At 63.5% G+C, this 12,342-nt stretch carries 10 protein-coding genes and 1 pseudogene; 5 read left to right on the top strand and 6 right to left on the bottom strand.

What is annotated here, in order from left to right; translation table 11 throughout:
* Nucleotide 1: 1 nt before the first annotated feature.
* A pseudogene (locus tag FFS12_RS14985) lies at nucleotides 2–277 on the bottom strand (mechanosensitive ion channel family protein); the annotation flags it as partial.
* Between the two features lie 80 nt (nucleotides 278–357).
* Entirely contained in the window at nucleotides 358–837 is a 480-nt protein-coding gene (locus tag FFS12_RS14980) for a YajQ family cyclic di-GMP-binding protein (protein ID WP_119952179.1), read from the bottom strand.
* Nucleotides 838–985: 148 nt separating this feature from the next.
* On the opposite strand from FFS12_RS14980, the gene FFS12_RS14975 reads away from it, so the two are divergent.
* The 4 genes from FFS12_RS14975 to FFS12_RS14960 are packed head-to-tail and all read left to right on the top strand — an operon-like array spanning nucleotide 986 to nucleotide 5,529.
* Nucleotides 986–1,951, top strand: coding sequence for a response regulator (locus tag FFS12_RS14975; protein WP_137887816.1), 966 nt, complete (start codon nucleotides 986–988; stop codon nucleotides 1,949–1,951).
* Nucleotides 1,952–1,953: 2 nt separating this feature from the next.
* Entirely contained in the window at nucleotides 1,954–2,865 is a 912-nt protein-coding gene (locus FFS12_RS14970) for a putative 2-dehydropantoate 2-reductase (protein ID WP_137887814.1), read from the top strand.
* 49 nt (nucleotides 2,866–2,914) lie between these two features.
* Nucleotides 2,915–4,942, top strand: a complete 2,028-nt coding sequence (locus FFS12_RS14965; RefSeq protein ID WP_137887812.1) for an ATP-binding protein — start codon at nucleotides 2,915–2,917, stop codon at nucleotides 4,940–4,942.
* 2 nt (nucleotides 4,943–4,944) lie between these two features.
* Entirely contained in the window at nucleotides 4,945–5,529 is a 585-nt protein-coding gene (locus FFS12_RS14960) for a cob(I)yrinic acid a,c-diamide adenosyltransferase (RefSeq protein WP_137887810.1), read from the top strand.
* Between the two features lie 45 nt (nucleotides 5,530–5,574).
* Here the strand turns inward: FFS12_RS14960 and FFS12_RS14955 are convergent, their stop codons facing one another.
* The 4 genes from FFS12_RS14955 to secA form a co-directional block, all read right to left on the bottom strand.
* A complete protein-coding gene (locus tag FFS12_RS14955; RefSeq protein WP_137887807.1) occupies nucleotides 5,575–6,522 on the bottom strand; it encodes a Nudix family hydrolase in 948 nt (315 codons plus the stop codon).
* Nucleotides 6,519–7,151, bottom strand: coding sequence for a glutathione S-transferase family protein (locus FFS12_RS14950; RefSeq protein ID WP_137887805.1), 633 nt, complete (start codon nucleotides 7,149–7,151; stop codon nucleotides 6,519–6,521). Before FFS12_RS14950 ends, FFS12_RS14955 begins: the two co-directional genes overlap by 4 nt.
* A 117-nt stretch (nucleotides 7,152–7,268) precedes the next feature.
* Complete coding sequence (argJ, locus tag FFS12_RS14945; protein WP_137887803.1) at nucleotides 7,269–8,486, bottom strand: bifunctional glutamate N-acetyltransferase/amino-acid acetyltransferase ArgJ; 1,218 nt, start codon at nucleotides 8,484–8,486, stop codon at nucleotides 7,269–7,271.
* A gap of 189 nt (nucleotides 8,487–8,675) precedes the next feature.
* A complete protein-coding gene (gene secA / locus FFS12_RS14940) occupies nucleotides 8,676–11,417 on the bottom strand; it encodes a preprotein translocase subunit SecA (protein WP_137887801.1) in 2,742 nt (913 codons plus the stop codon).
* Nucleotides 11,418–11,836: 419 nt separating this feature from the next.
* Between secA and FFS12_RS14935 the strand changes: the two genes are divergently transcribed.
* Nucleotides 11,837–12,292 carry a DciA family protein gene (locus FFS12_RS14935; RefSeq protein WP_137887799.1) on the top strand — a complete coding sequence of 152 codons (456 nt, stop codon included), beginning with the start codon at nucleotides 11,837–11,839 and terminating at the stop codon, nucleotides 12,290–12,292.
* Nucleotides 12,293–12,342 lie beyond the last annotated feature (50 nt).

Genomic DNA, 12,342 nt, shown 5'->3' with positions numbered 1-12,342 from the left:
ATCAGTTGCTCTGCAACAGATGCACCACCCGATGCGGGAAGGGGATATTGATCCCCGCTGCCGTCAGGCGCTCCTTGGCCTGCTCGATAAAGTCGAACGTCACCGGCCAGTAGTCGCCCGTGGCCACCCAAACCCGCAACGACAGACTGATCGCACTGTCGCCCAGCGCGGTGACGAACACCACCGGCGGCGTGTCCTCGAGCACCCGCGCATCGGCGGCGATCTCCAACAGCACTGCGCGAGCCAACTGGATATCGCTGCTGTAATCGATCCCCAAAACGAAACCGCCATGGCGGTCACACACATCGGGCACCCTCTGCGCCGCCACTGCGGCGCAGAGGGTGCGTTGACGGCGAATTAATCGCGGAAGTTGTTGTACTGCAGCGGCATGCCGAAGTCTTTGGCGCGCAGGGCGGCGATGGCCTCCTGCAGGTCGTCACGCTTCTTGCCGGTGATCCGTACCTGCTCGCCCTGAATAGCGGCCTGCACCTTGAGTTTGCTGTCTTTGATATGCGCGACGATCTTCTTCGCCAGCTCTTTATCGATACCTTCACGCAGCACGGCTTCCTGCTTCACGCTTTTGCCCGAAGGGTAGGCCTCCTTCAATTCCAGGCATTGCACATCGATCTTGCGCTTAACCAGGCTGAGCTTGAGAATCTCCACCATCTGTTCCAGCTGGAAATCCGCATCGGCGGTCAGGTTGATGGTCAGTTCCTTGAACTCGAAAGTGCCTTTGCCGCGTAGATCGTAACGACGCTCCAGCTCTTTCATCGCGTTATCGACGGCGTTGGTGACTTCGTGTTTGTCCAGCTCGGACACCACGTCGAACGAGGGCATGGGGTTTCTCCAGATAGACGGCGCGATCCGCATCACGGACAGGATGCGCCAGGCTTGACGGTTAAAATGCCAGGTCATTATATAACTGCAGATACATTCACTGCCCGGCCATGTACCGGCACCTTCACCACTTCCTGCGAGTCTGCCAATGCCCAACCCCCATCTCAGCATCCTGGTGGTGGACGACGCCAAGTTCTCCAGCACCATGATCGGCCGCGCCTTGAGCCAGGCTGGCTACCTCGACGTGCGCTTCGCCAGCAGCGCCGTCGAGGCGCTCAAGTTGCTCGAACAGCGCCCGGCCAGTGTGCTGCTGGCCGATTGGCTGATGCCGGAAATCGACGGCCTGGAGCTGACCGGCCGCGTGCGCCAGTTCGACGAGATGACCGACCACTACACCTACATCATCCTGCTCACCGGCAAGGACGGCGACAACGTGCTCAACGAGGCCTTCGACCGCGGCGTCGATGACTTCATCAACAAGGCGGCGATGAGCGAGCAACTGGTGCCACGGATCTACGCCGCCGACCGCCTGTGCAACACCCTGCAACGCCTGCTGCAGGAAAACCGCCTGCTGACGCAGAACATCGCCTGCCTGGAACAACGCAACCTGGTCGACTCCCTGACCGGCCTGGGCAACCCGCGCTACCTGCAGCAGATGCTGGTCGACAGCCTGCGCAAGATCGAGTCCCGCGGCGGTGCCGTGTGTTACCTGTTGATCGGTTTGCAGGAGGCCTCGCAATTACGTCTGCAATATGGCCACAGCTTCTACAACGAACTGCTGCACGGCGTCGCCCGCCGCCTGCAACAGCTGGTGCGCCCACTCGATGTGCTGACGCGGCTGGACGATAACCACTTCGGCTTGCTCACCCTGCTCGAAGACCTGCAAGAGTGTGCCCCGAGTAGCTTCAAACGCCTGCATGAGGGCCTGAACCTGAAAGCCTTCAAGACCAGCGAAGGCTTCATCACCCTCAAGGCCGGCATCAGCCTGGTCGGCATGGACGCCAAGGCACTGCCCATCGATCCGGATAGCTTGATCCGGCACGCCGCCACGCTGCTGCCCGAGTCCTACGCGAGCGGCCGGGTGGCGGCGATGCGTCTGCCGCTGCACAAGTAACCATGACCTGGCACGTGCTGGGCGCCGGCAGCCTGGGCAGCCTCTGGGCCGCTCGACTGGCCCGCGCCGGCCTGCCCGTGCGTTTGCTCCTGCGCGACCGCGCGCGCCTGGCCGCCTACCGCGCCGCCGGCGGCTTGACCCTGGTGGAGCACGGCCAGAGCAACCTCTATCCCATCGCCGCGCAAACCCCGGCGGACTCAAGCCCGATCCGCCGGCTGTTGCTGGCCTGCAAGGCTTACGACGCCGAAGCCGCGGTCGCCAGCCTGGCCCACCGCCTGACTGCCGATGCCGAACTGATCCTCCTGCAGAACGGCCTGGGCAGCCAGGACGCGGTGGCCGCCCGCCTACCGCACACGCGCTGCATCCTCGCCTCCAGCACCGAGGGGGCGTTTCGTGAGGACGATTTCCGCGTGGTGTTTGCCGGCCATGGCTACACCTGGCTCGGCGACCCGCTCGACCCCAGCCCCCCGGCCTGGCTCGCCCAGCTCGGCAACACTGGCATTCCTCACCAATGGACCGCCGACATCCTCACCCGCCTGTGGCGCAAGCTGGCGCTGAACTGCGCGATCAACCCGCTGACGGTGCTCTACGACTGCCGCAACGGCGGCCTGCTCGAGCACCCGGCGGAAGTTGCGACCCTCTGCGCCGAACTGGGCGAGCTGCTGAGCCTCTGCGGTCAGCCCGCGGCCGCCGAGCAGCTAGCGGAAGAAGTCGAGCGGGTGATCAAGGCCACCGCCGCCAACTACTCGTCGATGCACCAGGACGTCGCCCAAGGCCGGCGCACCGAGATCAGTTTCCTACTCGGGCACGCCTGCGCCGTGGCCCGCCGGCATCAACGCGAGCTGCCGCACCTGAATGCCCTGCATCAGCGCCTGGTCAGTCATCTAAACGCACGCGGATTGCCCACCCAGTAAAGCCCGCGCTACCCTGCCAGCTCCTCCGTCAGCCGCGATCAACCTGCTCATGACCCTGCGCAAGCGCCTTGAAAACCTCCCGGTTGGCCGCAAACTCCTGGCCGCGCTGCTGGCGTTGTTGACCACCGTCCTGCTGGTGGCCAACCTGGCCTTTATCAGCGCCGCCTACTGGATCTCCCAGGAAAACATGGCGCCGCAAGCCCTGCAGACCCTCGGCCGCCTGATCGCCAGCCCAACCCTGAGCCATGAAGCGCTCAGCTCGCCAACCGCCGCCGAGGCCCTGCTACAACGCCTGAACGGCTACGCGCCGCTACGCGCGGCCGTGCTCTACGACAGCACCGGACAGCGCCTGGCACAGCTGGAACGCGGCGAGAAACTGCAGCTGCCGCAGAGCCTCGAACAGCTGGACAGCTGGCGCTACGGTGAGTTTCGCGCCAACCAACTGATCGCACTGCCCCAGCCCGGCAAAGCGCCTGGCCACCTGCTGCTGGTCGCCTCCAGCGAGTTGCCCGGCGCCTTCTACACCGGCACCTTGACCGCCAGCCTGGTGATTCTCGCCTTCAGCGTGTTGCTCTGGACCTTGGTGGCCCGGCAAATCCGCCGCATGGTGACTCGGCCGATTCGCAAACTGGAAGAGTTGTCGCGCCAGGTCACCCGCGAAGAGAACTACGCCCTGCGCGCCGCCCGCGGCAATCAGGACGAAATTGGCCGACTGGCAGAGGCCTTCAACACCATGCTGTCACGCATCGAGGCGCGCGAGCAGCAGCTCAAGCGCGCCCGCGACGATGCGCAAATGGCCTCCGACCAAGCCCAGAGCCTGGCCGAGGAAACCCGCCACTCCAACCGCAAGCTGGAGCTGGAGGTGCAGGTGCGCAGCAAGATCGAAAAGAAGCTCACGGGCTTTCAGAACTACCTGAACAGCATCATCGACTCGATGCCCTCGGCCCTGATCGCCCTCGACGAACAGCTCTACGTCACCCAATGGAACCAGGAAGCCAGCGCGCTTTCCGGCACCCGGCTGGAGGCGGCCCTGAACCAGCCGGTATTCCTGGCTTTTCCACCCCTCAAGCCGTTCCTGCAACAGCTCAAACAGACCGCCGAACGGCACAAGGTGGAGAAAATCGAGCGCGTGACCTGGCTCAAGGATGACGCGCCACGGCATTACGCCCTGACTTTTTATCCGCTGATGGGCGGCGCCGGCCGCGGCGTGGTGATCCGCATCGACGACATCACCCAGCGCCTTTCGCTGGAAGAGATGATGGTGCAGTCCGAGAAGATGCTCTCGGTCGGCGGCTTGGCCGCCGGCATGGCCCACGAGATCAACAACCCGCTGGGCGCCATCTTGCACAACGTGCAGAACATTCGCCGGCGCTTGTCTGCCGAGCTAGCGAAGAATCTCGAACAAGCCGAGGCCGTGGGCGTCTCACTGGAGACGGTCAATCGCTACCTGCAAGGCCGTGAAGTGCCACAACTACTGGATGGAATCCAGCAAGCCGGCTCGCGGGCGGCAAAAATCGTCAGCCACATGCTCAGCTTCAGCCGCATGAGCAATCGCCAACTCGCCCCCTGCCAGTTGCCGGCACTGCTCGACCAGGCGGTGGACATCGCCGGCAATGACTTCGACCTGACCGAAGGCTTCGACTTCAAGGGCCTGAGCATCCTGCGTGAGTTCGATCCGCAGATCGGCCCGGTGCCCGGCATCGCCAACGAACTGGAACAAGTGCTGCTCAACCTGTTGAAAAATGCCGCCCAGGCGATCCATCAACGCGAAGCCAAGCCAGGCGCAGAGCCCCTGGAACCCGGACGCATCACCTTGCGCACCCGCCTGACGCCCCCCTGGGTGGAAATTCAGGTCGAAGACAACGGCATCGGCATGCCCGAGCAGGTGCGCAAGCGCATCTTCGAGCCGTTCTTCACCACCAAGGAGATTGGCCAGGGCACGGGGTTGGGGCTGTCGGTCTCCTACTTCATCATCACCAACAACCACAAAGGGCAGATGGAAGTGCACTCCACGTTCGGCCAGGGCACCTGCTTCACCTTGCGCCTGCCGCTGCCACCTACCCAGGACAACTTTTAATCATGGGTCACCGACTCTCGAAGATTTACACCCGCACCGGCGATGCCGGTGAAACCGGCCTGGCCGACGGCCGCCGGGTACCCAAGGATCACCCACGGGTGGAGGCCATGGGCGAGGTGGATACGCTCAATAGCCACCTGGGCCTGCTACTCGCAGGCTTGGCCGAGCAGGAAGGCATATGGCCAGGACTCAGCGAGCTGATCGAGGTCTTGGCGCCCTGCCAGCACCGCCTGTTCGACCTTGGCGGCGAGCTGGCGATGCCGGTCTATCAGGCCCTGGACTCGGCCGAGGTGCAGCGCCTGGAAGCGGCCATCGACCGCTGGAACGAGGAGCTGGGGCCGCTGGAAAACTTCATCCTGCCGGGCGGCTCGCAGTTGGTCGCGCAGGCCCATGTCTGCCGCAGCCTGGCGCGCAGCGCCGAGCGCCGCTGCCAGCGGCTGAACGCGGTGGAACCCCTGACTGGAGTCGAGCTGGCTTACATCAACCGTCTGTCCGACCTGCTGTTCGTCGCCGCCCGCCTGATTGCCAAGCGCATGCAGATCAAGGAAGTGCTCTGGCAGGCCGCGCCGAAGCCGGAAAACACCTGACTGCGACTGGTTTGGCCGGCAGTAGCTGCCCGGCCAATCACCGGCTTATTCGACTTGCGGCCAGAACGCGCGGATGCCCGCCACCCCTTGCGCGCCGATCTGCCAGGCACGCTCAGTCTCGGTCGCACCGACACCGCCGAGCAGGTAGACCGGCTGATTGAAACCGGCGATCAGCTCGGCGGCCTTGTCCCACCCCAGCGGCTGCGCCTCGGGATGGGTCTGGGTAGCTTGCACGGGTGACAGGGTGACGAAATCCACGCCCATCTGCGCCGCCAGCGCCAACTCTTCGGCGTTGTGGCAGGACGCCGCGAGCCAGCGCTCCGACGGGAACGGCCGACCACCGCTGACCAGCTGGCGCAGCTGGGTCGCGGTCAGGTGCCAGCCGGCCGCGGGGAAATCCCCCAACCACTCCAACGGCCCTTTCAGCATCAGTTGCGCGCGCCCGGCACACAGTCCCACGACGTCCACCGCCAGATCGCGGTACTGCGGGTCGTACATAGTCGGCGCGCGCAGCTGCACCAGCCGAATCCCGCTGTCCAGAGCGGCTTTCAGCCCCCGCAGCAGTGCCTGTGGCTCCAGGTTCTCCGGGGTGATCAGGTAGTGCTCGGGCAGGCGCGCGGCGGCCACTATCGGCCGGTTAGCCGCCGGAAACTCATAGTCCGCCAACTGTTTAGCGCTGACCCAAGCCAGCGGCTGGCCCTCGGCGCCATGGGGCTCGCCGCTGAAGGCCGAGACCTCCCAGACGTCCAGCAACACATGCTTATCCGCATAGTCGTGCTGCACCTGAATCAGCGGCCGCGCGGCGCTTACCTGGATACCCAGCTCCTCGGCCAATTCGCGCTGCAGCGCCGCCGACACCGACTCGCCCTCTTCCACCTTGCCGCCGGGAAACTCCCACAGACCGCCCTGGTGCTTATCCTCCGGGCGGCGGGCCAGCAGTACCCGCCCATCCACGCCACGGATCACTGCCGCCGCTACCTGTACTCGTTTCACGCCGCGCTTTCCTTAAGTGCTGCCTGGTACCAGCCCTGGAAGGCCGACCACTGGTAAATGGTTTCCACATAAGCCGCCGCCGTAGCCGGTAGGGCGACCTGATAACTGCGCAAGCGCGTGGCCACCGGCGCGAAGAAGGCATCCGCCAAGCTGGCGTGACCAAACAGGAAAGGCCCGTCCTGACCGAAATCGGCACGGCACTGGGCCCACAACGTACAGACCCGCTCGATATCCGCCTGCACCTCGGCCGGCAGCGGCTCCAGCGGGCGAGCGCGCTTGAGGTTCATCGGCATGTGCGTGCGCAGGGCGCCGAAGCCACTGTGCATCTCCGCGCACACGGCCCGCGCCACCGCCCGCGCGTACTGCCCACGTGGCCACAGGTGGGCCTCGGGAAAGCGCTCAGAGAGGTACTCGCCAATCGCCAAGGAGTCCCAGATCGGGCCTTCTTCGGTCTTCAGTAGCGGCACCTTGCCGGTCGGCGAGTGTTCGAGAATGCGCGCACGGGTATCCGGGCGGTCGAGGTGCACCAGCACCTCGTCATAGGGCGCGCCGGTCAGCTCCAGTGCCAGGGCGGCGCGCAGCGACCAGGAGGAATAGGTTTTGTCGCCAATTACCAGAGTCAAAGACATACGCCTCTCCTTAGTTCGTCAGATTCCAAACAACCTGGAGGGGACCATAAGAGGCGCCGAAGGCAAAAGGCAAATTCCTATTTTTTATCCTGGGATGAAAAGCGGGAATAGGCGGGCTCAGGAACGGTACTCCGCGTTGATTCTCACATATTCGTGGGACAAGTCGGTGGTCCAGATCGTCTCGCTGCACGTGCCACGTCCCAGCTCGATGCGGATACCAATTTCCGCCTCGGCCATCACCGCCGCGCCCTGTTCTTCGGTGTAGCTGGCGGCGCGGCAACCGCGGCTGGCGATGCAGACCTCGCCGAGAAACACGTCGATCTTGCTCACATCCAGCTGCGCCACACCGGCGCGGCCAACCGCCGCGAGGATCCGCCCCCAGTTCGGGTCGGAGGCGAACAGCGCGGTCTTGATCAGCGGCGAGTGGGCCACGGCATAGGCGACGTCCAGGCACTCTTGATGGGTCGCGCCGCCATTCGCCTGCACGGTGACGAACTTGGTCGCGCCCTCGCCATCACGCACTATGGCCTGGGCCAGCTCCATGGACACCTCCAGCACCGCCTGCTTCAGTTCGGCGAACAACGCGCCGCTGGCTTGCGTCACTTCCGGCAGCTGCGCTTGGCCGGTAGCGACCAGGATGCAGCAATCGTTGGTCGAGGTATCGCCGTCGATGGTGATGCGGTTGAAGGATTTATTCGCCGCATCGCGCAGCAGATCCTGCAGCACGCCCTGGGCGACCTTGGCGTCGGTGGCGATGTAGCCGAGCATGGTCGCCATATTCGGCTTGATCATCCCGGCGCCTTTGCTGATGCCGGTGACGGTGACGGTGACGCCATCGTGCATGAACTGGCGGCTGGCGCCTTTGGGCAGGGTGTCGGTGGTCATTATGCCACTGGCGGCCGCCGCCCAGTTGTCTGCCGACAGGTCGGCCAAGGCCGCCGCCAGCGCGCCCTCGATCTTCTCCACCGGCAGCGGCTCGCCGATAACCCCGGTCGAGAACGGCAGTACCGCGCTCTCAGTCACGCCCGCCAACGCCGCCAGCTTGGCGCAGGTACGCGTCGCGGCGAGCAGGCCTGGCTCGCCGGTGCCGGCATTGGCGTTGCCGGTGTTGGTCAGCAGGTAACGGACCGGGCCGAGCACGCGCTTCTTGGCCAGAATCACCGGCGCCGCACAAAACGCGTTAAGGGTGAACACGCCAGCCACGCTAGAGCCTTCGGCACAGCGCATGACCACCACATCCTTGCGCCCTGCGCGCTTGATGCCGGCAGAGGCGATGCCGAGTTCAAAACCGGGAACCGGGTGCAGGGTAGGCAGAGGGCCAAGACCAACAGGCATGGAGTGAGCTCCTTGTCATAAGCAGTAGGGTTTAAAACTGCACCGCAGCGGTACAGTGCACATTTAGCCAAAAACGCCGCGAGCGGCTAGGCCGGTCGCGGCGTCGGTAGGCTGGGTAGAGCACCGCGAAACCCAGCGCATTACCACTGACGAGCTGGGTTTCACTACGTTCTACCCAGCCTACATCGATTAGCTGATTTGCCCATGGCAATGCTTGTACTTCTTGCCCGAGCCGCAGTAGCACAGCTCGTTGCGCCCGATTTTCTGTTCATTGCGCACCGGCGCCAGCGTTGCCACGGCCATTTCGCCTTCGGCTTCGGCCCGCTCCAGCGGCTGCGCCAAGCCTGAGACTTCGGCGTGCTGGAACTGCATACGCTGCGCCAGTTGCTCCGCTTCGTGACGCAGGCGCGCCTCTTCTTCGGCCGGATCTTCGCGCCGCACCTGCACGTGGGACAGCACGCGAATGGTGTCGCGCTTGATCGAATCGAGCAGTTGCTGGAACAGGGTGAAGGACTCGCGCTTGTACTCCTGCTTCGGATTCTTCTGCGCATAACCGCGCAGGTGAATACCGTAACGCAGGTGATCCATGGTCGACAGGTGGTCTTTCCACAGGTCGTCCACTACCCGCAACAGAATCTGCTTCTCGAAGGTGCGCAGCGCTTCGGCGCTAGCCAGGTCTTCCTTCTCATGGTAGGCCGCGAGCAGGGCGGCGAGGATCTTCTCGCGCAGCGGCTCTTCGTACAGGTGGGCATCGTCGTCGAGCCACTGCTGAATCGGCAGTTTGCTGCTGAAATCGCTGAACAGCGCGGCTTCCAAGCCGGCCACGTTCCACTGCTCCGGCAGCGATTGCGGCGCAATGTACTGACTGATGGTGTTATCCAGCACTTCCAGACGGAAGTCGGCGATGGTTTCGCCAATGTCGTCGGCGGCCAGCAAGCTGTTGCGCATGTGATAGATCACTTTACGCTGCTCGTTCGCCACGTCGTCGAACTCGAGCAGTTGCTTACGCATGTCGAAGTTGCGCCCTTCGACTTTGCGCTGCGCCTTCTCGATGGCGTTGCTCACCATGCGGTGCTCGATCGCCTCACCGGCCTGCATGCCCAGGGCCTTCATGAAGTTCTTCACCCGGTCCGAGGCGAAGATGCGCATCAAGTTGTCTTCCAGCGACAAGTAGAAGCGACTGGAGCCCGGGTCGCCTTGACGACCGGAACGACCACGCAACTGGTTGTCGATACGCCGCGACTCATGCCGCTCGGACGCGATCACATGCAGGCCACCGGATTCGACCACCAGCTGGTGACGCTTGTGCCAGTCGGCCTTGATTTGCGCGACCTGCTCAGGCGTCGGATTGTCCAGAGCCGCCACTTCGACTTCCCAGTTGCCGCCCAGGAGGATGTCGGTACCGCGACCGGCCATGTTGGTGGCGATGGTCAGCCCGCCTGGGCGACCGGCCTGGGCGATGATCTCGGCTTCTTTCTCGTGGAATTTGGCGTTGAGCACCTTGTGCTCGATGCCTTCCTTGGCCAGCAACTGGGAGACGTACTCCGAGGTTTCGATCGAGGCCGTGCCCACCAACACCGGACGCCCTATCGCCTGGCTCTCTTTGATATCGGCGATGATCGCCGCGTACTTCTCGTCCTGGGTCAGGTAGACCAGGTCGTTGAAGTCCTTACGCGCCAACGGCTTGTTCGGCGGAATCACCACCACGGGCAGGCCGTAGATCTGCTGGAACTCGAACGCCTCGGTATCGGCCGTACCGGTCATGCCGGACAGCTTGTTGTAGAGGCGGAAGTAGTTCTGGAAGGTGGTCGAGGCCAGCGTCTGGCTCTCCGCCTGAATATTCAGACCTTCTTTGGCTTCGATCGCCTGGTGCAGCCCCTCGGAGAGACGGCGACCCGGCATAGTCCGGCCAGTGTGCTCGTCGACCAGCAAGACCTGATCGTTCTGCACTATGTATTCGACATTGCGATGGAACAGCTTGTGCGCGCGCAGGCCGGCATAAACGTGGGTCAGCAGACCCAGGTTGTGCGCGGAATACAGGCTCTCACCTTCGGCCAGCAGCCCCGTCTGGGTCAGCATGTCCTCGATGAACTGGTGACCCTGCTCGTTCAGCTCGACCTGGCGGGTCTTCTCATCGACCGTGTAATGGCCTTCCTGAGTGACTACACCTTCTTCTTCCTCGATGTGCTGCTTGAGGCGAGGAATCAGTTGGTTCATCTGCATGTAGAGCTTGGAGCTGTCTTCCGCCTGCCCGGAAATGATCAGCGGCGTACGGGCTTCGTCGATCAAGATGGAGTCAACTTCGTCGATCACGGCGAAGTTCAGTCCGCGCTGGAATTTCTCGTCCAGGCTGAACGCCATGTTGTCGCGCAGGTAGTCGAAACCATATTCGTTGTTGGTGCCGTAGGTGATGTCGGCGGCGTAGGCCGCACGCTTCTCCTCCGGCGGCTGGAACGGGCTGACAATCCCCACGGAGAGCCCGAGGAATTCATACAGCGGACGCATCCAGTTGGCGTCGCGGCGGGCCAGGTAGTCGTTCACCGTGACCACGTGCACGCCCTTGCCGGACAGCGCATTCAGGTAGACCGCCAGGGTCGCCACCAGGGTCTTACCCTCACCGGTGCGCATCTCGGCGATTTGGCCTTCGTGCAAGGTCGCGCCACCGATCAGCTGCACATCGAAGTGACGCATGCCCATCACCCGCTTACCGGCCTCACGGGCCACAGCGAAGGCTTCCGGCAGCAGTTGATCGAGGGCTTCGCCTTTGCCCAGACGGGCCTTGAACTCTTCGGTCTTGGCGCGCAGCTGCTCATCCGAGAGAGCCAGCATCTGCTCCTCAAACGCACTAACGGCTTGCACCGTCTTGAGCATGCGCTTCACCTCGCGCTCGTTCTTGCTTCCAAAGAGCTTTTTCAACAAAGGCGCAAACATATCGACAGGATCTTCCACACGTATGGATGGAGGGCGGCCCCGTGAGTCGCCCGCGCAGCCCTCATGGCTGCTTGCGAAGCGGGCATTCTACCCGGAAACGTTGGCGAGGAAAGTAGCGTTATTTCAGTGTGCCAGCACCCGCGACATTGTGGCTTTAGACTGACTGCACAGTCGACTCGCCGACCGCAGAGCAGCGCTGACACACGCTGGAGCGTGTAGGTCAACTGACGCCCGCCTCGGCCTGTAGCGGCAACGGCTGAGCTTTCCCCCGCTTTTCTATATGGAGCCCGCACCGCCAAAATCAAGCCCTGGCGTGTGACCGAGCCGAATCCGCCACGCCAACAGGCGTCATTCACAGAACGCTGGGGGCAGCGACCTTTCTGCTACCATGGCGACTTTGCAACCTCAGGCGTCCCGCCATGGCTTTTCGTCCTTTACCGGCCCGAGCTCCCGCCGCGCTGCTGCGTGAGGCGAAGCCCCTGCAAGCACTTTTCAACCAGGCCCAACGCCTCGCTCAGCTACAGCGCTTACTCGACAGCCAACTGCAACCCGCCGCCCGCGAACACTGCCACGTGGCATCATGGCGCGAGGGCTGCCTACTATTGATAGTCACCGATGGCCACTGGGCCACCCGTTTGCGCTATCAACAACGCCGTCTGCAACGCCAACTACAAGCCTTCGCCGAGTTCACGAACTTAACGAAGATCCTCTTTAAGGTGCAACCGCCCACCGCCGCAAGGCACAGTAGCGGTCACATTATTGAGTTATCGCAAAGCGCCGCCGCCAGCCTCCAGGCTACCGCCGACGGCATCAGCGACCCGAACTTGCGCGCGGCCCTGGAGCGCCTGGCCAGCCACGCCAAAGACCGCAAGTAGCGCCGCGCTAAAGGGCGCTACCGCGCAGAAATCACAGACAGAAAAAGGCC

It is taken from the genome of Pseudomonas sp. 2FE (assembly GCF_005503735.1).
GTDB lineage: Bacteria > Pseudomonadota > Gammaproteobacteria > Pseudomonadales > Pseudomonadaceae > Aquipseudomonas.
This window is presented reverse-complemented; position numbering and strand designations above follow the sequence as displayed.